The sequence below is a fragment of the Stenotrophomonas sp. YJH_SMC_43 genome (genome assembly GCF_059372535.1).
This window is the reverse complement of sequence record NZ_JCAFVQ010000001.1, coordinates 1,024,866-1,047,016: the sequence shown is the minus strand read 5'-3', so window position 1 is coordinate 1,047,016 and position 22,151 is coordinate 1,024,866. Positions and strand designations below refer to the sequence as shown.

22 protein-coding genes and 3 pseudogenes are annotated in these 22,151 nt (G+C 66.3%); 20 read left to right on the top strand and 5 right to left on the bottom strand.

Going from position 1 to position 22,151, the window contains the following annotated elements; genetic code table 11:
• The first annotated feature begins 300 nt into the window (after positions 1–300).
• From AC5QAH_RS04910 to AC5QAH_RS04900, 3 genes are all read left to right on the top strand, one after another.
• Positions 301–1,605 carry a hypothetical protein gene (locus AC5QAH_RS04910; protein WP_099559300.1) on the top strand — a complete coding sequence of 435 codons (1,305 nt, stop codon included), beginning with the start codon at positions 301–303 and terminating at the stop codon, positions 1,603–1,605.
• Between the two features lie 288 nt (positions 1,606–1,893).
• Positions 1,894–2,634, top strand: a complete 741-nt coding sequence (locus AC5QAH_RS04905) for a DNA/RNA non-specific endonuclease (RefSeq protein ID WP_019337401.1) — start codon at positions 1,894–1,896, stop codon at positions 2,632–2,634.
• 104 nt (positions 2,635–2,738) lie between these two features.
• Complete coding sequence (locus AC5QAH_RS04900; RefSeq protein ID WP_049455179.1) at positions 2,739–3,434, top strand: HAD-IA family hydrolase; 696 nt, start codon at positions 2,739–2,741, stop codon at positions 3,432–3,434.
• Positions 3,435–3,441: 7 nt separating this feature from the next.
• On the opposite strand, the gene AC5QAH_RS04895 is transcribed toward AC5QAH_RS04900, so the two are convergent.
• Positions 3,442–3,672, bottom strand: a complete 231-nt coding sequence (locus tag AC5QAH_RS04895; RefSeq protein ID WP_049455178.1) for a hypothetical protein — start codon at positions 3,670–3,672, stop codon at positions 3,442–3,444.
• Positions 3,669–4,094 carry a VOC family protein gene (locus AC5QAH_RS04890; RefSeq protein WP_019659769.1) on the bottom strand — a complete coding sequence of 142 codons (426 nt, stop codon included), beginning with the start codon at positions 4,092–4,094 and terminating at the stop codon, positions 3,669–3,671. The genes AC5QAH_RS04895 and AC5QAH_RS04890 overlap by 4 nt, the downstream gene beginning before the upstream one ends.
• A gap of 276 nt (positions 4,095–4,370) precedes the next feature.
• Here AC5QAH_RS04890 and AC5QAH_RS04885 point away from each other — a divergent pair, with 276 nt between their 5' ends.
• Positions 4,371–6,854 carry an aminotransferase class V-fold PLP-dependent enzyme gene (locus tag AC5QAH_RS04885; protein WP_235651772.1) on the top strand — a complete coding sequence of 828 codons (2,484 nt, stop codon included), beginning with the start codon at positions 4,371–4,373 and terminating at the stop codon, positions 6,852–6,854.
• A gap of 20 nt (positions 6,855–6,874) precedes the next feature.
• Here AC5QAH_RS04885 and AC5QAH_RS04880 read toward each other — a convergent pair.
• Positions 6,875–7,318, bottom strand: a pseudogene (locus AC5QAH_RS04880) (helix-turn-helix domain-containing protein); the annotation flags it as partial.
• Positions 7,315–8,241 carry a LysR substrate-binding domain-containing protein gene (locus AC5QAH_RS04875; RefSeq protein ID WP_224328178.1) on the bottom strand — a complete coding sequence of 309 codons (927 nt, stop codon included), beginning with the start codon at positions 8,239–8,241 and terminating at the stop codon, positions 7,315–7,317. The pseudogene AC5QAH_RS04880 and the gene AC5QAH_RS04875, both read right to left, overlap by 4 nt.
• A gap of 92 nt (positions 8,242–8,333) precedes the next feature.
• Between AC5QAH_RS04875 and AC5QAH_RS04870 the strand changes: the two genes are divergently transcribed.
• The 5 genes and pseudogenes from AC5QAH_RS04870 (at position 8,334) to AC5QAH_RS04850 (ending at position 11,158) form a co-directional block, all read left to right on the top strand.
• Positions 8,334–9,374, top strand: a complete 1,041-nt coding sequence (locus AC5QAH_RS04870) for a hypothetical protein (protein ID WP_317614369.1) — start codon at positions 8,334–8,336, stop codon at positions 9,372–9,374.
• Complete coding sequence (locus tag AC5QAH_RS04865; protein ID WP_143994719.1) at positions 9,371–10,252, top strand: TolB family protein; 882 nt, start codon at positions 9,371–9,373, stop codon at positions 10,250–10,252. Before AC5QAH_RS04870 ends, AC5QAH_RS04865 begins: the two co-directional genes overlap by 4 nt.
• Before the next feature lie 62 nt (positions 10,253–10,314).
• A pseudogene (locus AC5QAH_RS04860) lies at positions 10,315–10,422 on the top strand (GFA family protein); the annotation flags it as partial.
• A 12-nt stretch (positions 10,423–10,434) separates the two neighbouring features.
• Positions 10,435–10,857, top strand: coding sequence for a GFA family protein (locus AC5QAH_RS04855; RefSeq protein WP_224328179.1), 423 nt, complete (start codon positions 10,435–10,437; stop codon positions 10,855–10,857).
• Positions 10,850–11,158, top strand: coding sequence for a DUF6958 family protein (locus tag AC5QAH_RS04850; RefSeq protein ID WP_010485544.1), 309 nt, complete (start codon positions 10,850–10,852; stop codon positions 11,156–11,158). The genes AC5QAH_RS04855 and AC5QAH_RS04850 overlap by 8 nt, the downstream gene beginning before the upstream one ends.
• Here the strand turns inward: AC5QAH_RS04850 and AC5QAH_RS04845 are convergent, their stop codons facing one another.
• Complete coding sequence (locus AC5QAH_RS04845; RefSeq protein ID WP_241888196.1) at positions 11,159–12,514, bottom strand: sigma-54 dependent transcriptional regulator; 1,356 nt, start codon at positions 12,512–12,514, stop codon at positions 11,159–11,161. It lies immediately after the preceding gene.
• Between the two features lie 397 nt (positions 12,515–12,911).
• Here AC5QAH_RS04845 and AC5QAH_RS04840 point away from each other — a divergent pair, with 397 nt between their 5' ends.
• From AC5QAH_RS04840 to AC5QAH_RS04790, 11 genes and pseudogenes are all read left to right on the top strand, one after another.
• Positions 12,912–13,442 (top strand): FapA family amyloid fibril periplasmic chaperone, encoded by a 531-nt coding sequence (locus tag AC5QAH_RS04840; protein WP_049409617.1) that lies wholly within the window; start codon positions 12,912–12,914, stop codon positions 13,440–13,442.
• Positions 13,439–14,056: a FapB/FapC family functional amyloid domain-containing protein gene (locus AC5QAH_RS04835; protein ID WP_010485539.1), complete on the top strand. Its 618-nt coding sequence runs from the start codon at positions 13,439–13,441 to the stop codon at positions 14,054–14,056. Before AC5QAH_RS04840 ends, AC5QAH_RS04835 begins: the two co-directional genes overlap by 4 nt.
• Positions 14,057–14,099: 43 nt before the next feature.
• Positions 14,100–15,416: a FapB/FapC family functional amyloid domain-containing protein gene (locus tag AC5QAH_RS04830; protein WP_057504019.1), complete on the top strand. Its 1,317-nt coding sequence runs from the start codon at positions 14,100–14,102 to the stop codon at positions 15,414–15,416.
• 100 nt (positions 15,417–15,516) lie between these two features.
• The gene (locus AC5QAH_RS04825; protein WP_019659781.1) at positions 15,517–16,221 is read left to right on the top strand and encodes a C39 family peptidase; all 705 of its coding nucleotides are present in this window, start codon (positions 15,517–15,519) and stop codon (positions 16,219–16,221) included.
• A 12-nt stretch (positions 16,222–16,233) separates the two neighbouring features.
• Positions 16,234–16,983 (top strand): hypothetical protein, encoded by a 750-nt coding sequence (locus AC5QAH_RS04820; RefSeq protein ID WP_317614371.1) that lies wholly within the window; start codon positions 16,234–16,236, stop codon positions 16,981–16,983.
• Between the two features lie 46 nt (positions 16,984–17,029).
• Positions 17,030–18,322 (top strand): transporter, encoded by a 1,293-nt coding sequence (locus AC5QAH_RS04815; protein WP_317614372.1) that lies wholly within the window; start codon positions 17,030–17,032, stop codon positions 18,320–18,322.
• A 42-nt stretch (positions 18,323–18,364) separates the two neighbouring features.
• A pseudogene (locus tag AC5QAH_RS04810) lies at positions 18,365–18,844 on the top strand (NAD(P)-dependent oxidoreductase); the annotation flags it as partial.
• Positions 18,830–19,258, top strand: a complete 429-nt coding sequence (locus AC5QAH_RS04805; protein WP_306341177.1) for an NAD-binding protein — start codon at positions 18,830–18,832, stop codon at positions 19,256–19,258. The pseudogene AC5QAH_RS04810 and the gene AC5QAH_RS04805, both read left to right, overlap by 15 nt.
• Positions 19,259–19,359: 101 nt before the next feature.
• Positions 19,360–20,499, top strand: coding sequence for an SPFH domain-containing protein (locus tag AC5QAH_RS04800; protein ID WP_495232132.1), 1,140 nt, complete (start codon positions 19,360–19,362; stop codon positions 20,497–20,499).
• 20 nt (positions 20,500–20,519) lie between these two features.
• Positions 20,520–21,872: a membrane protein gene (locus tag AC5QAH_RS04795; protein ID WP_049433788.1), complete on the top strand. Its 1,353-nt coding sequence runs from the start codon at positions 20,520–20,522 to the stop codon at positions 21,870–21,872.
• A complete protein-coding gene (locus AC5QAH_RS04790) occupies positions 21,869–22,126 on the top strand; it encodes a hypothetical protein (RefSeq protein ID WP_046983345.1) in 258 nt (85 codons plus the stop codon). Before AC5QAH_RS04795 ends, AC5QAH_RS04790 begins: the two co-directional genes overlap by 4 nt.
• The last annotated feature ends 25 nt before the right edge of the window (positions 22,127–22,151 follow it).

Here is a 22,151-nt window from a genome sequence, read left to right as displayed (position 1 = left end):
GGCGTCAACGCCGGCGCTGTGATGTCTGGTGCTTCAATTGCGGGTGCGGCGCGTAGTCCCCGACGCCTTGCACCCCGCTGCGCCCCGGCAGCAGAATCGACACTACCTCAAAATTTGACGCGGCGCACAGTTTTTCGTGACAGCGGCAAGACAGAGATCAGTACGCGAAAGTATGGATGCGCGCCTGCATGGCGTAGCCATGGCCCCGGCCGCCGAAGCGGCAACGCGTTCGTTGCCCGTCGTTGAAGGGCAACGGTGTCCAGTGCTATGACTGCCTGCGCCCATCAACGCACGGATGCCATGGATATTTTCCGCACTGCACTGATTGCCGGTGTTGCCTGTGCAGCAGGACCGGCATGGTCCGCTGAATCACCGATCGCAGACGCCGACGCGCGCGGAATCTTCATCGAAGCACAGCACCTGTGCCAGGTCGATGGCGGCCAGCTGTGGGGGCAATCCCTGTGCGGGCCGATGATGCTGGTCGATCCGAAGAGCCGCCAGGTCACCGCCTCGCATGCGGATGTACACGGCGCGTTGAAGGGGCGTGGCGAGGTGTTCGTGGGCCAGCTTCCGCCCGATGCGATCGTTGCCAACACCGCCGTGGAATGGTCCGGCATACGCTGGACGCAACTGCTCTGGCCATTGCCGCAGGACGTGTCCAGGCGCAGTACGCTGCTGGCTCACGAAATGTTCCATCGGTTGCAACCGGCGTTGCCCATCACCGCGCCGACCGAAGGCGGCAACGAGCACCTCGACACACTTGAAGGACGCTACTGGCTGCAGCTGGAATGGCGCGCGCTTGCGGATGCGCTCACGGCCACCGATGCAATGGCGCAGCACACTGCGGTGAACGACGCACTCGCCTTCCGCGCCGAGCGCCACCGCCAGTTCCCTGCGGCAGCGCAGGAAGAAGCGGCGCTGGAATTGAACGAGGGCCTGGCCGAGTACACCGGCGTGTTCGTCGGCAACCCAACGCGCTCCACACGTATCCAGGCGGCGCTGCATGACCTTCGCGCGCACGTTGCCGATCGCAGTTTCGTCCGCTCTTTCGCCTATGCCACCGGTCCGGCCTATGGCCTGCTGTTGGACCAGGCGGCCCCCGGCTGGCGCAACCATCTCGCCCACCCCGCCCGGGACCTCGGCACGCATCTGGCCGAAGTGACCCGGACCCCGATGCAGCGGGGTGCGACCGAGCTGCGGGCCGCTGCTGCGCGCTACGGCGGACGGGCACTGCGCGAAGCCGAAATGCTGCGCGAACGGCAGCGCATTGCGCAGCTGGAACACAACCGTGCGCGCTTCGTGACAGGCCCGGTCGTGCGGCTGGATCTGCGCAGCATGCGCATCCAGTTCAATCCCAACACGATGCAGTCGTTGCCGGGCCGTGGCACGGTATATCCAACGATGCGGCTGACCGACACCTGGGGCAGCCTGGACGTCACCGACGGAGCGTTGATGCAGAGCGACTGGAAGGCCGTGTTCGTGCAGGCACCCGCAACTGCCCACCCGCCGCTACAGGGTCCAGGGTGGTCGCTGAGTCTGAAACCAGGATGGTTACTGGTGCCGGGAACACGCAACGGCGATTACGTGTTGAAGGCGACCCCCTGACAACACCCGCAGGCATCGCGATGCTCTAGCACGCGAGCGTTTCAGCCACGTCCTGCTCCATTTGACACATCTCCAGTGCTTGCGCGCTGTCACAGCTTCGTCTTTTCATCATTGACCGAAAGACGACAGCTTGTGACGCTTACGACACCGCGCGGCCTCCACGGCCCTGTCATCGCGGTCACGTCTCACCGCAATCCGTAGCACCCGTCTCCGCAACGTCCCCCATGACCTCGCCTCGGCCCGGTCGTGGCGGACGGCTGCGCCCTGAACTTCTGCTGGAGAACCGCAATGCGCCTTGCAAGCCTCTTCTTCGCGTTCGTCCTCAGTGCCTTCGCTGGCGCTGCCCAGGCCCAGGTCGTCACCCTCAACAAGGGCGGCTTCGTGCTCACCTACGACTGCAGCATCCACAGCGCCACCCGCTACGAGTACACGCTCACCGCCGACACCGGCTCGGCCGCGCGCCCGTCCAGCTTCTACAAGGATCCGGACCTGCCGGCAGGCTGCCTCGGCCAGACCAGCACCGCCTCCTACGCCAGCATCAAGTCCGGCTACGACCGTGGCCATCTCGTCACGTCCAATCACATGGACTACAACGCGACCTACATCCGCCGCGCCAACTACATGACCAACATCGTTCCGCAGGTGTCCAGCTTCAACCAGGGCATCTGGGTGAAGGCAGAGAACGTGGCCGAGTGCTACCGCGACATCGCACCGGTGGATGTCTACGGTGGCGTGGTCTACGGCGACGCCTCCAACGACTACTTCCTTTCCAGCCACGGCATCCCGACACCGGAGTTCTTCTGGAAGACCATCATCACCCGTGACCCGAACACCGGCACGGCCAAGGCGATCAGCTGGATCATTCCCAACGAAGCCAATCTCGGCAGCCTCGACAGCTACCTGGTGACCATCGCCGATCTGGAGGAGCTGCTGGGTGCGAGCTACGTCGCGATCAACGCACCGGCCTCGCTGAAGAACATGCTGCCGGCCAGCACCTGGCCGCAGCCGGCGGGGTGTGACCTGGGCTGACCGGCCTGCCGGGAATGGGTGGCACCCTGCCCGGGTGCCACCCAAGGATGGCTGTGGGAAAATGGCGGGCAATTGCACCACCGCATTGCCCCCTGGAGCTGTAGATGTCCCGTTTTCCCTTTGATGCCGTGCTGTTCGACTGCGACGGCGTACTCGTCGATTCCGAGCCACTGGTCGCCTGCGTGCTCTCGGAAATGCTGACCGCACGCGGCTGGCCGCTGACCCCGGCGCAGGCGGGTGAAGTCTTCCTCGGCCAGTCCGTGGCCCATCTGGCCGGGCTGATCGAGGAGCGCACCGGCAAGCCGTTCACCGAGGCGTGGCTTGAAGAGTTCCGCCAGCAGCGCAACCGGGCACTGGAACGTGACCTGGAAGCGATCCAGGGGGCACCCGAGGCCGTGCGTGCGATCGCTGCGGCCACCGGTGGGCGGATCGCCTGCGCCTCCGGCGCCGATCTGCTAAAGGTGAAACTGCAGCTGGGCAAGGTCGGCATCCTCGATGCCTTCGGCGACCACGTCTACAGCGGCCAGGACATGCCGAACACCAAGCCGCACCCGGACGTCTACCTGGCGGCCGCTGCCGCGCTGGGTGTGGATCCGAAGCGCTGCGCGGTCATTGAAGACACCGTGACCGGTGCGACCGCCGGTGTGGCGGCAGGTGCCACCGTGTTCGGCTTCAGCGAGGGCGGCCCGCACCACAGCACGCCCGAGGCTCTGCGCGCGGCCGGTGCCCAGGTGATCTTCCAGCGCATGGAAGATCTTCCCGCACTGCTGGCGGCCTACACCGCCGACGCTGCCGCCTGACCCGGCGTCAACCCGCAGCGCCCTGCCCGGCGCTGCGGCACCTGCCGCTGTAGTGCAGCGCAAACAGGTACAACCCGGTGAACAGCTGCAGGAACAACGGCGGCAGCGGCGAATAGGTGACCCACGCCGCAGGCTCGCCCTGCCCCAGCCCGCGCACCACGAAGTTGGCGATCACCGCCAGGGTGAACACGATCGAGGTCCAACGATGCACGGGCCGTGCCCAGCCACCGCGGCTCATTGCCGGCGCCTCGCTTCGGAACGGGCTTCGATCATCTTCCAGCCATTGCCCGATGGATCGCGGAATCCGGCGTCGACGGCGCCAAAGCGCTCGATCGGCTCCTGGGTGAATTCCACGCCCTGTGCCAACCACTGCGTGTAACGCGCCTGGCAGTCATCCACAGCCAGCACCAGGGGCGGCATTGCGCCTTTGGCCACCAGCTGCTGCAGCGAAAGCGCGGTGGCCGCATCGTGGGTGGGCGGACCCGGCACGAACAGGCCCAGCTGGAAACCGTCCTGGCCTGGGCTGCGTACCGTCAGCCAGCGGTAGCTGCCATTGCGCACGTCGGTATGCACTTCGAAACCGAGCTTGCCGACGTAGAACGCCAGCGCCTCATCCTGGTCGCGCACATACAGGCCGACCGTGTTCACCATATCTGACATGCAGCACCTCCTCTCAAGTGCGCCTACGTTACGCCCCGACGAGGCGGTTCTGCTTCTCCAAAACTGCGCCAATGGCTGGGACGGCGAACGTGAAGGAATCAAAAGTACATGGCCCTCCCCAAATGCGGATGAATACGCAGTTCCGCGACGGCGGATAATCCGCCCCGGCATTAAGTCAACTTAATGTGATGCCAATCACGCACGCGCCTGGGGGCGCATGCGATAACCGCGCGGACCGGGATTCATCGGCACCATCACGCCGACAGGGAGCGCATCATGCAGGACGTAACGCAACGCCAATGCAAAGTTGTGTCCGACAGCCGCTGGTCGCTCAGTACCTTCATGGAATTCTATGAGCGGATATTGAGCCCTCGCATTTTCCAGCCTTACGGGATGCTGCTGGCCGGGGAAATCGCCAGCGACATCGATGCAGGGTTCGCGGTCAAGGACGTGCTGGAAGTGGCATGCGGCACCGGGGTGATCACCGCCAGCCTGTATGAGGATCTTGCGCGGCCACGGGGCTTGCGGCTGGTGGCCAGCGATCTCTCGCAGATTGCGGTGGACATGGCCCGACGTGTCCTGAACCCCGAGATCCAGCAGAACGTTCCGTTGTTGGCCGACGTGGACATGGCAGAGCTTCCATTCGATGACAACAGCTTCGATGTGATTGTCTGCGGCTTCGGCCTGATGTTCCCGCCCGACAAGGCGCGCGTGGCCAGGGAGTTCCGGCGCGTGCTGCGGCCGGGGGGGCGTGTCTACGCGACGATGTTCCACTACAACCAGCTCTTCGAACTCACCCGCCAGCAATCGCAGCTGCATTTCGGCATGCCTTCCCGGTTGATGGACGCGGCGCTGAGCCTGACCGACCCGTCGCCGATCACCCGCGCCTTCGCGATCGAAGGGCTGTCCCGGGCCAACGACGTGCCTGCTGGGCTGCATCCCCTGTCGTTCTCGCTCGACGCAGCCGGTGCGCGCGAGTTCCTGTTCAATGCCTGCATCCTGCTCGAAGAGTTCAACCAGTGCGACACCCGCACCCGTGAGCACTACCTGGACCTGATGCTGGCGCAGTTCGGCAAGGACGTGCCTGACCAATGCTACCGGGTGGAGGCATGGTTGCTGCGCGGCCAGGCCGATCCCGCCAATGCGGGCACGACGGTGGACATCGCGTCGCCCGACTTCTCGCCGCTGGTGCGCTGCCAGCAGCTGACCCATCGCGCGTCCAGCGCGGGCGTCGAGTGCGCAATCTCCGTGCAGGAGGCACAGGGGCTCGCTGCATTCACCGCTGCCAAGGCGGAGTTCCTGGCTGAGTATCCCGGCTTCCCCGACGCATCGGTAGAGAAGATGCGCAACGAGGAGTACGCACGGCTGGACGAGCAGCACGTCACGTATCTGGATCATGTAGGCGGAACCCTGCCACCCGAAAGCCTGCTCGAACAGGACCTGCAGGCGTTGAAGCACGCAATCCTGGGAAATCCGCATAGCGGATCGAAGGCCTCGCAGGCGGCATACCAGGAGGCGCGGGATGCCATCTACGCCTTCTTTGACTGCTCTCCGGACGAGTACGAAGTGATATTCACTGCGAACGCCAGTAGCGCGATCCGGCTTGTGGCGGAATCGTTTCCGTTCCAACCGTGCACGCAGCTGCTGTTGACCAAGGACAATCACACGTCGGTGCATGGACTGCGCGAATATGCCAGGGCCAAGGGCGCCTCGGTGAAGTACATCCCTCTGGACGACGATCTGCTGCTGCACGACGACCTGATGCGGCGTGCGCTGCAGCGGCTGGGCGACGGCGCCCCACACCTGCTGGCCTTTCCCGCCCAGTCCAACGCGACCGGCGCGCGGCATGACCTCGCCTGGATCGCCCGCGCGCAGGCGCACGGTGCGATGGTGCTGTGCGATGCAGCCGCACTGGTCCCGCAGGCGCGGCTGGATTGCGGCACCCTTCAACCGGATTTTGTGGTGGCCTCGTTCTACAAGATCTTCGGCTACCCCACCGGCGCAGGCTGCCTGCTTGCCCGCCGCTCGTCGCTGCAACTGCTCAGGCCACCGTCCTTTGCCGGTGGCGGAGTCTGCTACTACTCAGGCCCCTGGTCGCCCACCGAGCGGCTGCTGTATCGCGATGCCGGGCAACGTTTTGAGGTGGGAACACCCAACTACGCCGCGTTCCCGGCGATCGCCCGGGGCTTTGCCTTCGTGGCACGGATGGGCGGCGCCGAAGCCCTCGCGCTGCACTCCACTGCACTGGCCCGGTGGATCGAGGTGCGTCTTGCCGCGCTTCGCCATACCGTGCGCGGCGACACACCACTTTGCCGCGTGTACGGCCCGCCGGCACAGCGAAAAGGAGCGACGGTGATGCTCAACTTTTTCGACTGCTATGGCTCGATCGTGCCGCATGCCCGCGTCAAGCACCTCGCCGACCGCTTCGGCATCACCCTGCGCAACGGATGCTTCTGCAACCTCGGAGCTGTCCAGCAGGCAACCTATGCAACTGCGGGTGCCGAGCACTGCGAACTGGACAAGACCGGGAAGATCCTCGACTGCACCGCCTTCGATGAGAAGATCCTGGACAAGGGAGATTGTGGCGCGGTCAGGATTTCATTTGGGCTCGGTTCGAATTTTGCCGACGCCTACCGCTTCCTGATGTTTGCGACCTGCCTCCTGGACACCGACGTTTCTGGTCTTGAAGGTGTGCTCGCCGCGAGTGACCCTGAAGCCGATGCCGGCAGTCCTCGTACCGCTCCTGCCGTGCCGGCCTGACGCTCCACGGCGAGTGCCACCGCCGGCGCGCGACGGCGACGTTGTTCCAGCACGGATGTGTCCAGGCGGGGGCGCTGCGCGGCGCGTGCGTGGCATTCCGGCACACTGGCCGACGCCGCCTGGGCTGCACGCTCACGCTCGCGCACATTGCCCGGGCTGTCACCGGTGATGTCACGGAAGATGCGGCCAAAGGTGCCCAGGCTGCGCCACCCGGTCTGCGCGGCGATTTCGGTCACCGCCAGATCGGTATCACGCAGCAGCGCCACCGCTCGTTCGATGCGGCGGCTGAGCAGATAACGGTGCGGCGGCAGCCCGAAGGCCTGCTTGAACGAGCGGGCGAAGTGCGCCGGCGACACCGCACTGACCTCAGCCAGGCGCGCGACGGGCCATTCCTCATGGCTGGCCCGATCCATCCGGTCCTTGGCGCGCAGCAGGCGCCGCAGCAGTTCGGGGCTCTGGTTCATGGCATCACCACGTGGGACAGGTAATGACGTGCCGCACGCCGCGCCGCGGCGGCCTGCTCGACCAGCCAGTCACGGAATGCAATGACCTTGGCACTGCCACTTCGCGCCGTGGGTGCCACGAACCAGAAGCTGCGACCGTCGCTGGCGACACCCGGATGCGCCTGCACCAAACGCCCGCTATCCAGCTCGGCCTGGAACAGGATCGGCGAACCGATGGCGATGCCCTGCCCCGCGATCGCGGCGCCGACATCCAGATGCTCGACGGCAAAGGGCGTGACGAAACTCCCCGGTGCCGGCGGTGGAATGTGCCCGTGCGCTGCAAACCACAGGGCCCACCAATCCGGTCGCCCCAGCAGGGGAATCTCCAGCGCGCTGCTGCCCAGCCCACGCGCCGCCGGCAGCAGCGCCGGCGCACACAACGGAGTGAACACGCTGGGAAACAACGGTGTTGCCTGAAGACCTGGCCATTCGCCCTGGCCATTACGGATGGCGGCATCGAAGTGACCGGCGGCCAGATCCTGCGGCGCTGCCGACAGGTCCAGTTCCAGCACGAGCTGCCGGTGGCGGGCGCGGAAGGTGCCCAGCCGCGGCGTCAACCAACTGGTGCCCAGCGTGGGCAGTACAGACAGGCGCAGTCGCGCCGCATCCATGTCTGCGGCGCGCATGAAGCTGGCGCGCAGTGCATCGAATGCCCGGGTGGCCTCCTGCGCGACGCTGGCCCCCGTCGCCGTCAGTTCTACGTGCTGTGCATGGCGCAGGAACAGGCAGGTACCGGTCTGGGCCTCCAGCCGCCGCACGTGGTAGCTCACCGATGCCGCGCTGGTGTCGAGCTCTTCGGCGGCACGCGCGAAGCTGCCCAGCCGCGCCGCCGCCTCGAAGGCACGGATGGCGGCAAGCGACGGAAGCTGACGTTGGGTCACCATAAGTGTGGCTTAGCCTGAGCCCCGATATCTGCGTGGTCAATCCCCCCTCGTGCCCGCAACGATGGAGGCACCTTCGGTAGGGGATCACGCACATGGATCGACGGCAGTTCCTGGCCACTTTGGCCGCCGCGGCAGCGTCCACCGCCCTGCCCTCCGGGTGGGCCCTGGCCAGCCACAGCGAAGACTGGACATGGTTGCAAGGCAACTGGCGGGTCCGGCACCAACGCCTGAAGGAGCGCCTGGTCGGCGATACCCGCTGGGAGTCTTTCACCGGCTCCAGCGCGGTATGGCTCACCCTGGGCGGACTCGGCACCATCGATGACAACGTCATGGCGCTGCCTTCGGGCCCCTACAGGGGCCTGGGCGTGCGTGCATTCGATCCGGTGTCTTCCACGTGGTCGATCTGGTGGATCGATGGCCGCAACCCTGCCCATATCGAAGCCCCCGTGCGCGGGGGCTTCGAGGGCGATGCCGGCAGCTTCCGTGGCACCGACCGGATCGACGGGCGCCCCATCGATGTGTGGTTCCGCTGGCATGACATCCACGGCGAGGAGCCGTGGTGGGAACAGGCGTTCTCCGACGATGCCGGTGCGCACTGGGAAGTGAACTGGCGCAACTGGTTCCGCCGAACTGCTGCGGCCCCCTCTCCGCTTCCGAAGCTGCCGGATGCACCGGGCGACTTTGATTTCCTGGTGGGCCATTGGAACGTGCGCCATCGTCGCCTGCGCGCTCGGCTGGCAGGCAGCGATGCGTGGGACGCGTTCAACGGCACCCTGCACAACTGGCCGGTCCTGGGAGGATTCGGCAACGTGGGTGACAACCTGATGGACGTGCCTGGAGCACCGCTGCGCGGCATGGGCATCCGTGCCTGGAATGCGGCGGAGCAGCACTGGCTGAGCTGGTGGCTGGATGGCCGGGAGCCGACCCGGATCGGCGCGCCACTGCGTGGTGGTTTCCAGGCTGGTGTCGGCCGCTTCTTCGGCGAAGACCAGCACGACGGTCGATCAATCCAGACGCGGGTGATCTGGTCACGCATTACCCCGCAGTCGGCGCGCTGGGAACAGGCGGCCTCGATCGATGGTGGACGCAGCTGGGAAACCAACTGGGTCAGCGACTTCGAGCGACAGGCATGAAAGCGCTGCTGGCCGTGATGCTGCTGGTTGCTGCGTCGCCTGCCGTGTCTCCATCAAGGGTGCTGCAGACCGTCGGCCCCGCGGAACGCTTTGCCCCGGGTGTTGCTTCCACGCGGTACGACGAGATTCGACTGACCTTGAGCCCGGACGGAAAAACCGCGCTGTGGTTCAGCCGCAACCGGCCCGGCGGTCCGGGCGGGTATGACATCTGGGTCTCCCGCAATGATGGGCAGCGCTGGCGGCCGGCGACGCCGGTGCCGTTCAACACGCCGGGGCGCGACTTCGATCCCGCCTTTTCCGCCGATGGCCGCGTGGTGTATTTCTGTTCGGATCGCGCAGGCGGCCAGGGCGGCGACGATCTGTATCGGGTCAGCATGGGGAGCGACGGTCGATTCGGGGAGCCGGTCAATCTTGGCCCGGCAGTGAACAGCGCGGCCGATGAATTCGCGCCGATGCTCTCGCCGGACGCAGCCACGCTGCTGTTCTCCAGCGATCGCGCAGGCGGTGCGGGTGGTCATGACCTCTACATTGCAGCGATGGTCCGTGGCATGGCACAGCCGGCACGGCCGCTGCCGGGAGACCTCAATACCGCAGCGCAGGAGTTCGATGCCACCTTCCTGGGCGACGGCCGAACGGTGGTGTTTGCCCGCGCCCACGACTTCGGCAGTGCGCCGGTGCGCCAGTTCATTGCCTACGCGCGTGGAGGCCGTTATGACGCAGGCCATGCATTGCCCTCGCCCTTGAACGAGGCCTCCGGCGACAGCTACGGCGCGATGCTGGATGGATCGCAACCCGACACCTTGACCTATTCGGCGCGGCGCGCGGACGGTGCAGGGTTGGACCTGTACCGCATCCGCTATCGGATGATGCGCCCTTGAAGGCAGATGTTGTCGATTCCCGGCGCCCCGATTCGTCGAGAGGATGACTACCCCAGGAGAAAATGCAGATGCCCTCACACCAGTCCCTTGCCTGCGCCTGCGGCCAGGTCCGCCTGACCGCCACGGGCCGTCCCATTGCCACCGTCGAATGCTGCTGCGACAGCTGCCGCAAGGCCGGCGCCATGCTGCAGGCGCTGCCCCGCGCACCGGCCGTACTGGGCCGGCATGGCCAGACGCTCTTCGTAATGCATCGCAAGGATCGCGTCAGCATCGATGTCGGACATGCCATGCTGCGTGCCTTGCGGTTGTCCAGCAGGGGCGGCAGCCGCCGCGTCCTGGCGGGATGCTGCAATACGCCACTCTTCCTGGAGTTCAGCGGCGGCCATTGGCTGAGCCTGTATGGCCTGTTGTGGCCGGCATCGATAAGACCTGCCGTGGAGATGCGGACCATGGTCAGTGATCTTCCTGATGCGTCTGTGCTTCCCGACGACGTGCCGAACCTGAAGACCCGGTCGCTGCGCTTCTATGCCCGGTTGATGAAGGCGTGGATTGCCATGGGCTTCCGCAGCCCACGCATCGAGGTCACGGGAGATACCCATGCCTGAGCCCGAACGGATCGAGATCGAAAGCATCACCACGCCCGGGCACATCCAGCGCGTGGATCGCGCCAAGTACCTCGCCATGCGCCATGCCTTGCTGCGGGCGCTGCCCGCGCAACCGCCCGGCCTGACCGTCGCGCAGGCGAAACAGGCACTGCTGCCATACCTGCCCGCCGCGCTGTTCCCGGCAGGTGCCACCGCCGGCTGGTGGTTGAAGGCCGTGCAGCTGGACCTGGAAGCCAAGGGCGTGATCGAGCGCGTCGCGGGCAGACCGTTGCGCCTGTTCAAGCACCTGGCGGCCGGCTGATCAGCGCTGTGCAGGCAGTTCCAACCGGTGCTTGCGGCACAGGCGATACACCGTGACCCGCGATATCTGCATCTGCCGCGCGCACTCGGAGACGTTGTAGCCGGTCTGGCGCAGGGTCTGCAGTAGTACATCGCGCTCGGCCTGGCCGCGCGCGTCGTGCAGCATCGCCGCGGGCAGGACCGCTGCCAATGCGCCCAGCTCCAGGTCACGCTCACTGATCAGCTCGCCTTCGGCCATGATCGCTGCACGCTGCACACGGTTCAGTAGTTCGCGTACGTTGCCGGGCCAGTCGAAGCGCCGCATCGCCTGCAGTGCGGCCGGTGCGAAGCCGCGTGCACGCACGCCGTGGCGCAACCGGAAGCAGCGCAGGAAGTGCTCGGCCAGCAGCTGCACGTCGGCACCGCGCTCGCGCAGTGGTGGCATCAGCAGGCGCAGCACGTTCAGGCGGTAGTAGAGATCGCTGCGGAACCGCCCCTGCGCCACCGCGTGTTCCAGTTCGACGTGGGTCGCGGCAAGTACCCGCACGTCCGCGCGCAGCGGCTGGCTGCTGCCCACGCGCTCGAAGGTTCCCTCCTGCAGCACGCGCAGCAGGCTGGTCTGCGCTTCTGCCGGCAGATCGCCTACCTCATCAAGAAACACCGTACCGCCATGGGCGGATTCGAACACGCCGATCTGCCGCTTGTCGGCACCGGTGAACGAGCCACGTTCGTGGCCGAACAGCTCCGACTGCACCAGGTTGGCCGGAATCGCGCCACAGTTCACCGCGATGAAAGGCCTGCCGGCGCGCCCCGACAGCGCATGCAGCGCATGTGCAGCCAGTTCCTTGCCTGTACCGGTTTCGCCGGTGACCAGCACCGGCAGTTCCACCGGCGCGAACTTGTGCAGCACCGTGCGCACCGCATGCAGCGCAGCGCTTTCGCCAATCAATGCGTGCGGTCCGTATCCACTGCAGGTTGCATCGACAGGCGGATCATCCGCATCGAACTGCTGGCGCATCGCGCAGACCAGGTCCTGCAGGCCGAACGGCAGCGTGAAGCGCGCGCCACATCGCTGCAGCAACGGCAGCCAGGCCGGCGATGTGGGTCCGGCGCCCGGTGGCAGTACCGCCAGCCAGGGCAGATGCTGGTGCTGCTCGATCCACGGTGCCAGCAGCTGCAGCGACGCCGCATCGAGATGGCGCAGATCGAGTACGGCGAGCAATCGATCGCGCCCACGCAGGCCTATCGCCATGGCGGGATCGGGATGGATGCTGCGCACATACCAGCCCGCTGCCGCCAGCGCACTGCGCTCGTTCGCCAACGGCTCGCCAAACCAGAGCACGCAACGTGACGTAGAAGCCTCCGGGACCGCTGCCATGCTTCCCCCAGCATCCGGACACCGTCGGCGGACTGTCAGGCAATCGCCGGCGTGCCGCCCCCCCGCCGGGACCTCTACGGCCACCGGGGCGGCCTTTGTTGGGCGGATCCTAGCGCTTCCCTAAACGGCAGCGCAATGAGCAATGCGTCAAGAAATTCGTGGCTGAACCGGCACCGTTGCAGACGGCGGCGCCACCTGTAACACCCATGCGACAGTTGCCCGCCGCCCTTGCCCTGCGGTGCCTGGGGCTTCGAAATCCCAACGATTCCGCGACGTGCCTGTAACACCGTGGCAGCAGCACGGTCAGGTGCTGCACGGTCCCGACATTGGCGGGTGGGCACTTCGAGGTTGGCACGGTTGATGCGTGGTTCCGCCGCACCCATCGCGGGAGATCGGCATGGACGGCACCACCCTGATTCGCTGCCTGGCCGCAGCACTGGCAATCGCCCTGCTGTTGGTTGGCGCGGGCGCATCCGCGTCCGGCGCCCGCCAGGGCGTGAAGGCACAGCCGGGCGAAATCGTCCTGTTGCGGGACGTATCCGCGCGGCCGGCCTATCGCATGGCACCACCGGGCATGGCGCTGATTGCCGACCCGAAGCCACAGCGCGAGATCGCCACCGCATTGGGCGCCGGTGGCACGACGAACGGCATGGACGAGTTGAGCGACGAGGACTATGCCGGCATGGGTGCCGGCCAGGCAGCGTCCGTCGCGACACCGGGCGGCACTACGGTTGAACGGGTCACCCAGCAGGCCCTGGGCGGCACGCTTGGCCGCGGTGGTGATGGCATGGTCGGCAGCAACCTCGGGGGCGCCATGAGCGGTCCGCTTGGTGCGGTCGGCAGCAACACCCGCGGTATCGCCGATACCGTGCGCGGCGCACTGGCCCAGTTCCCCCTGCAGGGCACGGCCCCGGCAGGTGGAAAATGAAGGCCCTGCACGGCTTGCTTCTGCTGCTCGCTGCCGCGCCCTGGGCGACCCGGGCCGATGACTACGGCGGCATGCTCGCCTATCTCGACGTGGCCCGCATCGACGGCCACGCACTGGCCGGGGCGACGGGTGCCATCGCCGTCAACCAGGCCGCCGGCGACCTCAACGTGCAGGCCAACCTGCGGGGTATCGCCAAGGGCGATCGCGCCGACGTGGCGATCAATGCCCGGCAACTGCAGCAGGGCAACCGCGTGCTGTCCGGGCCGCTGCAGGCCACCGCGTTCATTGGCGGTGACGCACTGGCCGGTGCCAGTGGCATCGCATCCATCAACCAGGCCAGCGGCATCGCCAACACGACGCTCAACGTCGTCAGCGCGACGCTGGCCCGACAGGGCATACGCGAAACCGACGATACGGCCTTGGCCGCCGAGGGTTCCGCGTTGGCAGGGGGGCGGGACGACACCGGTCGCGGCGTCGCGACGGGCACCCGCAGCGCCGGTGTAGCCAGCACCGCACTGCGGGGATTCGACGGGGTCCTGCAACTCAATCAGATCGCGGGCAACGGCAACGACACGGCCAACGTACTGGGCCTGGTCGTGCAGGACCGCCCGTGACAACCACCCAACCGATGCACCACCTGATGAGAGAGAGGGCACCATGAAAGCGACCGTCAAACAGACCATGCTCGCCATGGCGATTGCCACTGCCTCGACCGCCGCTGCGGCCAATGGCTGGGACAACCAGAACGCCAACGCGAACATCAACCACAACCACACCGTCAGCGAGACCCGCAACGACACGCACAACCACACCGACAACGACGTGCGCAACCGCACCGTCAACGTCAATGTGCAGAAGCACAGCAACATCCAGGCCGACGAACGCAAGGAAAAGAACAACCACGGCGTCGACGTGAACCTGGAGAAGGACCTGCGCCTGAGCACCGACATCAATTTCTCCGGCGACCCGAACATCACCGGCGACATCGACCTCGACTCGGCGGCCATTGCCGTGATCGACAACCGGCAGTCGATCAGCAACAACGCCACCAGCAACAGCCTGGTCACCAACAGCGCGTCGATCGGTGACAGCGTCGGCGCCGGTGCCTCGGGCAATCTGGGCTTCAATGTCGTCTCCGGCGACAACAATGCGCAGGACAACGCGGCCTCACTATCTGCGGCCGATGCGTCCTTCAGCTTCGGCATGGCCGACGCCGAGGTGTTCGTCAACCAGGCCGGCTTCGGCAACGCCACCATGAACTCCGGTGTCACCAACGCCGCAGGTCTCAGCGGCAACGCCTTTGGCGGCGCGTCCGGCAACATCGGCGTGAACATCGCCTCGGGCAACAACAATGAGCAGAAGAACGCGCTCGCGGCGTCGGTAGCGACCACGGCGGTGGCCCAGTCGAGCATCAGCTCCAACCAGGTCTCCACCGGCAACACGGTCAGCAACGCCGGCTTCGTGCAGTCCTACACCGATACCGTGCAGGTCGGCATGCGTGGCGGCGTCAGCGGCCTGACACTGGCCTATGGCGCGGGCACCTACCGCGGCACCGGCAACGCCTACCAGATGGCCAACTACTACCTGGATACGTGGAGTGGCGAGCTGCCGCACCCGGGTGGCAACAGCACCGGCCATATCGATCTGGACAACCAGATCCAGAACGCCACGATGAACCCCAACCGGCCGGGGGTGGGCGGCCTGGGCTTCGATACGCGTGAGAGTGGCACCAGCCAGTTCGTCGAACTGGGCGTGGCTGACCTGTATGCCAGCCTCAGCGGCACGGTCAGCACCACGCGCTGGGTGAACGTCAATGCGACCAACACCTCGGCCTTGTCCGGCAGTGCCTTCTCGGGCGCCTCCGGCAACATCGGCGTGAACGTTGCTGCGGGCACCGGCAACCTGCAGGCCAACAGCCTGGCCCTGGCAGTGGCCCAGCCCAGCACCGGCGGCGGTGGTGGCAGCGGCGAGTAAGCGCAACACCCCGGCCGTCCGCCAATGGCCGGGTCCCCGGGAGCCCCTGTTCCTCCTCCCCCTTGGGACAGGGGCTCCCCCCTGCTGCCGGAGAACGTAGATGATCCGTTGCCCTCCATCGATGCGCCTGCTTGCCTTCCTGTTGCTGATGGGCACCGCATCGGCATGGGCGGGCGAGGTCCACTTCGCCGGCGTGCTGCCCAATGGCGCGCTGCTGCAGCAGAAGGTGGAAAGCATGCAGGAGCGGCGCTACCGCAACGTGGTGCGCCAGCACACCGATTACAGCTGCGGGGCGGCCGCATTGGCGACCATCCTGCGCCATGCCTATCACCTGCAGACCGACGAAGCGACGGTGATCGAAGGAATGATGGGGGTTTCCGATCCAGCGCTGGTGGCCGAACGCGGCTTCTCCCTGCTCGACATCAAGCGCTACGTGGAATCGCTCGGCATGCGTGGCCGGGGCTACCGCATCGATGAAACACGACTGCGCACCCTTCGCGTGCCAGGACTGGTGCTGATGGATGTGCGCGGCTTCCGCCATTTCGTGGTGCTCAAGCAGGTCCGCAACGGCATCGTGGAAGTGGCCGACCCGATCCTCGGCAACCGCAGCCTGGCGCTGCCGGAGTTCCTGGCTGCCTGGCCATCTCGCGCGGTCTTCGTGGTGATCGGCAGCGACTTCGATCGCAACACCGTTCTTCTGCAACCCAGCGAACGGCCAAGTGCCCGCGCGCTCTATGCGCGGCAAGGGCCGATCACCGATGCCGAACTGGTCGACTTCGGCTTCAGCCACGCCGACCTGTTCTGAGGAGGTACGACCATGTTCCGTCAACACGTATGGATGGCGCTGCTGCTGATGGCCCCTGCCCTGCCCCTGCAGGCCGCCGACGGCAGGACCGGGCGTGGACTCACGGAAATCCCCGACCCGGAGCTGAGCCTGATGCGGGGGCGCTACACCGTGGGTGGCAACAACGTTGCCTGGTTCGGGGTCACCATGGTGTCGCAGTGGCAGGCCAGCAACGGCACGACCCTGCAGGGCAGCCTGACCCTGGGCATGGACTTCCGTGGTGGTGGCGCGCCGAAGCTCAGCTTCCAGCCCAGCGTGCATGTCACGGCAGCCGATGCGCCGCTGCCCGATACCCACGGACGCAGCATCGACAGCAGCGGCCTGGCCAATGCCAGCGGCCTGGTGCAGAGCGTGCAGGTGGCCGGCGATGGCAATGTCGCGCGCAACGTCACCACGCTGACCGTCCGCGAGGGTGGCGTGCCGGCTGTTCTCTCTGATGGCGCAGGCAACGTCACCGCGCAGCAAGCCGGCGCCAGCGCGACGGCCGTGCTGGAAGGCAACCAGGCACGCCTGCTGCTGCAGGTGGATGGCCAGGGGCTGGTGCAGCAGTGGATCCGCAATGGCAGCGTCGGCCAGGGCATCGCCCTCGCTGGTGACGGCCAGATCGCCAGCAACCAGCTGCGGCTGGAGCTGGTGCGCAACGCCGTGGGCGGCAACCTGCCGTTGAGCCAGAACGTGGCCCAGGCGATTGCGTTGAACCGCGGCATGGGGCCGGGCCAGTAGCAGGGCCTGGCATTGGGGGAAACGCTCCACAACGCAGGACACGAACATGCACACCCTGATGAGGATCACCCCGTTGGCGCTGGCGGCGCTGGCGGGCACCGCCCTTGCCGCGCCGCCGACGCCTGTCGATGGCGCAGACGTGCAGGCCCTGGCCAACCAGCTGGAACAGCTGAAAGCCAACTACGCCCAGGAAGTGCGGCGGCTGCGCGAACTGGACATGCAGGTGCAGGCCATGCAGGCCCGCCTGGGCGGGCGGGTTGGCCCAGCCTCGACCCCACCGGCCGCGCCATTGGCGCAGGCGGCGGCCGCCGCGGTTCCACCAGGCAGCGAGGGCTACGCCAGTACCGCCGCTGAGGCCCAGCAGGCCAAGCAGGAGTCGCGGCGCAGCGTGGACGACGTGAAGCAGCAGCAATCGGCCCTGTTCTCCCGGCGCTTCACCGTCGAGAACAGCCTCACCTACGCCCGCTACGACCGCAAGCAGCTCACCCTCAACGGCTTCCTCGCGTTGGACGCCATCTTCCTCGGCAATATCGCCATCGAGAACGTGGAGTCCGACTCGCTGACCTACAACGTGGCGGCCCGCTGGGGCGTCAGCCCGAACCTGACCCTCAACCTGGATGTGCCCTACCTGGCGCGGCGCACCGTATACCAGAAAGGCGGCGCCGGCGGTGCAGCGGCCGCCATCGCGCAGGAGCAGACCAACGGCAATGGCCTGGGCGACATTGCACTGAGCGCGAACTACCGGCTGTTCGGCGAACGCGGCTGGCGCCCGGAGACCGTGCTCACGGCCGGTGTCACCGCCCCCACCGGGCGCGCGCCCTACGGCCTGGACTGGAAGGTGATCGAGCGCGATGACGACGACTACATCCGCTTCGCCGTGCCGCGCGAGCAGCCCACCGGCAACGGCGTATGGCAGGCCAACCTCGGCCTGTCGATGGTGAAGACCGCTGACCCGGCCATCCTGTTCGCCAACATCGGGTACGTGCACTCCATCCCTCGCGGCTTCAGCGACATCGACAGCAATCCGGATACGGTCAACCCAGGCGACGTGAAGCTGGGCGGCTCGGTGTACTTCGGTGCAGGTGTTGCCTTCGCATTCAACGAGCGGACCAGCCTGAGCCTGTCCTTCAGCGACCGCATCAGCGCCCGCGCCTCCACCCGCTTCCAGGGGGGCAAGTGGATGAAGGTGATCGGCAGTGACGCCAATGCGGCATCACTGAGCCTCGGCGTGACCTATGCGTTGAACCAGCACACCACGCTGGTAACGTTGCTGGGCATCGGACTGACCCCGGACGCACCGGACTTTACGCTGGCGTTCAAGATTCCTTACATGCTCTAGCGGCCACTGCCCATGGCATGATGGGCGTTCTGCGGCCAGCGGACGTCCATCATGCGCATCGGATTCCTGGGACTTGGAGTGATGGGAACGCCCATGGCGGCCCATCTGGCTCGCGCAGGTTACGAGGTATGCGGCTGGTCGCGCTCCGATCGCAACCTTGCGACCGCGCGCACCGCCGGCATCAACGTCTGCGAGGCGGTGGACGAGGTATTCGCGGCCTGCGACACCCTCATCCTGATGCTGGCCAATGACGATGCCATCGACAACGTGCTCGATCGGCATGGCGCGGCGTTTGGCGAGCGGGTCGAGGGCCGCCTGCTGATCAACATGGGTACCAGCTCGGCAGCGTACTCACAGGCGCTGGCCGAACAGATCCGTGCCGCGGGCGGCCGCTACGTGGAAGCGCCGGTGTCTGGCTCACGCGTGCAGGCCGAAGCGGCGCAGCTGGTGATCCTGCTGGCCGGTGCCGATGTCGACCTCGCGGCAGCCGCCCCACTGGTTGCACCGATGGGCAGGCAAACGGTGTGCTGTGGTGCAGTGCCGTCCGCACTGCGCATGAAACTGGCGGTGAACCTGTACCTGATCACCTTGGTCACCGGCTTGGCCGAGGCGGTGTACTTCGCCGAAGCACACGGCATCGAGCTTGACCGCTTCGCGCAGGTGCTCAACGCAGGGCCGATGGCCAGCGAAGTATCGCGAATCAAGCTGGACAAAATGATCCGTGGTGACTTCAGCGTGCAGGCGTCGATCACCGACGTGCGCAAGAACAGTGGGCTGGTAGCCGCTGCCGCCCATGAGGTGGGCATGCATGCGCCCTTGATCGACGCCAGCGACGCGCTGTTCGCACAGGCACTGGCGTCCGGATCGGGGGCGCTGGACATGGCGGCCGTGCTGCAGGCGGTACGGGCCGGGCCAACCGGCACTGGCCGGCGCTGATCCGGATTCATGTTCCGGCACTACTGCCGTCCTCCACCGCTGCTATATTCAGTCCAGCTCGGCAGGCATGGTGCCTGCCTTCGAATCACAGGGAGTTGGTCATGGGTCTGGTACAGGCGGTGAAGGGTGCGGTTGGCGGTGTGCTGGCCGACCAGTGGAAGGACTTCTACACCGTGCCGGCGGGCCTGCCGTCCACGGCCGCCCTGTTCGCGGCGGTGCCGCAGGGCACCAACGCCGGCCGCGGCTCCAACACCAGCGGCTCGTCCAACATCATCAGCAACGGCTCGAAGATCATCGTGCCGGAGGGCTACGGCCTGCTGCTGTTCCAGGACGGCGCGATCACCGCGTTCGTCGCCGAACCGGGTGGCTACGAGTGGCGCTCGGACGATCTGAACTCGCAGTCGATCTTCGCCGGCGACGGCCTGGTCAGCACCTTCATCAAGCAGAGCTGGGAACGCTTCAAGTTCGGCGGCCAGCCGGGTTCGCAGCAGGCGGCCTATTTCGTCTCGCTGAAGGAACTGCCGGACAACCGCTTCGGCACCCAGTCGGAAATCTACTGGGACGACGGTTTCCTCAACACCCAGGTAGGCGCGGTCACCCGTGGCTCGTACACGCTGAAGATCGTCGATCCGATCCTGTTCGTGAAGAACTTCGTACCGGCCAGCTACCTGCAGCCTGGCCAGGTGTTCGACTTCACCGATCTGGACAACGCCGCCGCCGGCCAGTTGTTCAATGAAGTCGTCGGCTCGCTGGCGCCGGCCTTCAGCCTGTATACCAACGATCCGGGCAAGGGCAACCGCATCACCAAGCTGCAGCAGGACTCGCTGGGCTTCGCGCAGAGCCTGTCGGCCGCCGTTGAACAGGGCTACCAGTGGAAGTCCGACCGCGGCCTGGCCATCGTCAAGACCGCCATCGTCTCGATCGAGTACGACGCCAACACCCGCGAGCTGCTGAAGACCGTGCAGCGCGCCGATGCGCTGTCCGGTTCGCGCGGTAGTTCCAACCTGCAGGCCAGCGTCGCCCAGGGCATCCAGTCGGCCGGCGAAAACGGCGGCGCGGCAGGTCTGGTCGGTGTCGGCATGGCGTCTGGCATGTTCGGTGTCGGCGGCATGCAGCAGCCGGCCACCCCGGCGGCCGACGATCCGGTCGCCAAGCTGAAGAAGGCCAAGGAAATGCTCGATCTGGGCTTGATCACCCAGAGCGATTACGACGCGCTCAAGGCCAAGGCACTGGGCCTGTAACGGCAGGACGCACACCCAACATGTCCGATCCCCGAAACGGCCCACCGCCGCTGCCCGGATCCGCGCCCGCGACGCCGCCACCCCTGCCGGCGGCGTCGTTGGATGGGCCCGGTTCGCCGCAGGACGTCCCTCCCCTGCCCGGCAGCTTCCCGCTGGACACCTCCAAACTGCCGCAGGCCATCCGCGATGAAGTGGAAGCGCCCGATCCTGTGGCCATCGATACCTCGGCCAGCGAGCTGAAGGACGGTCTCAACCGCTGCCCGAAGTGCGGCGCCACCGACATCCGGCCCAAAGCCGGGACCGATATCCTGGTCTGCCTGTACTGCCGTCACGAATGGCATGGCGCGCGGGTCGAGGAAGAATTCGGCCTTGGCGAAGCCATCGACCAGCTGCGCGGTACGGTCATCGCCTCCGGCGCGCGTGACATCGATGCCGACACCTCGGCACTGATGACGTTCAAATGCACCGGTTGCGGCGCCGAAGTCACGGTCAATACCGAGAGTACGATGACGGCGCGTTGCCACTGGTGCCGCCACGTCTTCGGCGTCAACGAGCAGATCGCCAACGGCGCGGTGCCCGACGCGGTGCTGCCCTTCCATATCAAGAAGGACGATGCGGTCGCGCGCATCCGCCAGTTCGTCGACAAGCGCCGCATGTTCGCGCTGAAGGCATTCAAGGACCAGTTCACCCCCGAGAACGTGGTGGGCGTGTTCCTGCCCTACATGATCGTCGACAGCAATGTCAGCGCGGCCGTGGCCGGCAAGGGCGAGATCCAGACCCGGCAGTACACCGTAGGCAGCGAGAAAAACAAGCGCACCCTGTATGACGCCGACGTCTACCAGGTCGAACGCCAGGTCGATTTCACCGTGGATGACCTGCCACTGGAATCCTCGGCCGAGCGCGGCAATCTGGATACCCGCGCCAACACCAACAACATCATCAACACCATCCTGCCGTTCGATACCAAGAACGCGGTGAAATGGAACGCTTCGTACCTGGCCGGCTTCACCTCTGAAAAGCGCAACCTCGACGTGGAGAAGCTGCGGCCGCGGCTGGAAGACCAGCTGCTGTCAATTGCCCGCGCACAGGTGGAAGGTTCGGTGAAGCGCTACAACCGTGGCGTGCGCTGGGAGCAGGAACAACTGGAGGTGCATGGCACCCGCTGGGTGTCGATGTACCTGCCGGTGTGGTTGTATTCGTACCACCAGCCCGGCAGGAACGGCGGCATGCTGCACTACATCGCAGTGAACGGCCGTACCGGCGAAACCATGGGCAGCGTGCCCGTGCAGCAATGGAAGATGCTGCTGGCGGCCCTGGCCACCGGCACCGTCATTGAAGCCCTCGCAATTGCCTTCCTGGTGGCATCGACATGAGTGACGACAGTGGCCTCTGGCTGTTGGCGGCAGGTCCAGCCGGCGCGACCGCGCTGTACTGGGCGCTGTACCGCTATTACCGCAACACCGACAAATCGCACTCCTTCGAGCACGAGACCGAAATCGAGGCACAGCCCGTGACCGGTTCGGACCAGCAGGTGGGCCGGGTCACCGGCACCGAGGAGAAGCGCATCCGCGGTGACAACGTGTATGAGTACCGGAAACGGGTGGTGAGGGTGAAGCCCGATCAGTAGAGCCAGGCCGCCTGGCTGCGGGTAA

Bases quoted from the DNA above. Each gene is read 5' to 3' on its own strand.
- AC5QAH_RS04910 (WP_099559300.1), top strand. From the start codon at position 301: ATGGATATTTTCCGCACTGCACTGATTGCCGGTGTTGCCTGTGCAGCA.
- AC5QAH_RS04905 (WP_019337401.1), top strand. From the start codon at position 1,894: ATGCGCCTTGCAAGCCTCTTCTTCGCGTTCGTCCTCAGTGCCTTCGCT.
- AC5QAH_RS04900 (WP_049455179.1), top strand. From the start codon at position 2,739: ATGTCCCGTTTTCCCTTTGATGCCGTGCTGTTCGACTGCGACGGCGTA.
- AC5QAH_RS04895 (WP_049455178.1), bottom strand. From the start codon at position 3,672: ATGAGCCGCGGTGGCTGGGCACGGCCCGTGCATCGTTGGACCTCGATC.
- AC5QAH_RS04890 (WP_019659769.1), bottom strand. From the start codon at position 4,094: ATGTCAGATATGGTGAACACGGTCGGCCTGTATGTGCGCGACCAGGAT.
- AC5QAH_RS04885 (WP_235651772.1), top strand. From the start codon at position 4,371: ATGCAGGACGTAACGCAACGCCAATGCAAAGTTGTGTCCGACAGCCGC.
- AC5QAH_RS04875 (WP_224328178.1), bottom strand. From the start codon at position 8,241: ATGGTGACCCAACGTCAGCTTCCGTCGCTTGCCGCCATCCGTGCCTTC.
- AC5QAH_RS04870 (WP_317614369.1), top strand. From the start codon at position 8,334: ATGGATCGACGGCAGTTCCTGGCCACTTTGGCCGCCGCGGCAGCGTCC.
- AC5QAH_RS04865 (WP_143994719.1), top strand. From the start codon at position 9,371: ATGAAAGCGCTGCTGGCCGTGATGCTGCTGGTTGCTGCGTCGCCTGCC.
- AC5QAH_RS04855 (WP_224328179.1), top strand. From the start codon at position 10,435: ATGCTGCAGGCGCTGCCCCGCGCACCGGCCGTACTGGGCCGGCATGGC.
- AC5QAH_RS04850 (WP_010485544.1), top strand. From the start codon at position 10,850: ATGCCTGAGCCCGAACGGATCGAGATCGAAAGCATCACCACGCCCGGG.
- AC5QAH_RS04845 (WP_241888196.1), bottom strand. From the start codon at position 12,514: ATGGCAGCGGTCCCGGAGGCTTCTACGTCACGTTGCGTGCTCTGGTTT.
- AC5QAH_RS04840 (WP_049409617.1), top strand. From the start codon at position 12,912: ATGGACGGCACCACCCTGATTCGCTGCCTGGCCGCAGCACTGGCAATC.
- AC5QAH_RS04835 (WP_010485539.1), top strand. From the start codon at position 13,439: ATGAAGGCCCTGCACGGCTTGCTTCTGCTGCTCGCTGCCGCGCCCTGG.
- AC5QAH_RS04830 (WP_057504019.1), top strand. From the start codon at position 14,100: ATGAAAGCGACCGTCAAACAGACCATGCTCGCCATGGCGATTGCCACT.
- AC5QAH_RS04825 (WP_019659781.1), top strand. From the start codon at position 15,517: ATGATCCGTTGCCCTCCATCGATGCGCCTGCTTGCCTTCCTGTTGCTG.
- AC5QAH_RS04820 (WP_317614371.1), top strand. From the start codon at position 16,234: ATGTTCCGTCAACACGTATGGATGGCGCTGCTGCTGATGGCCCCTGCC.
- AC5QAH_RS04815 (WP_317614372.1), top strand. From the start codon at position 17,030: ATGCACACCCTGATGAGGATCACCCCGTTGGCGCTGGCGGCGCTGGCG.
- AC5QAH_RS04805 (WP_306341177.1), top strand. From the start codon at position 18,830: ATGGGCAGGCAAACGGTGTGCTGTGGTGCAGTGCCGTCCGCACTGCGC.
- AC5QAH_RS04800 (WP_495232132.1), top strand. From the start codon at position 19,360: ATGGGTCTGGTACAGGCGGTGAAGGGTGCGGTTGGCGGTGTGCTGGCC.
- AC5QAH_RS04795 (WP_049433788.1), top strand. From the start codon at position 20,520: ATGTCCGATCCCCGAAACGGCCCACCGCCGCTGCCCGGATCCGCGCCC.
- AC5QAH_RS04790 (WP_046983345.1), top strand. From the start codon at position 21,869: ATGAGTGACGACAGTGGCCTCTGGCTGTTGGCGGCAGGTCCAGCCGGC.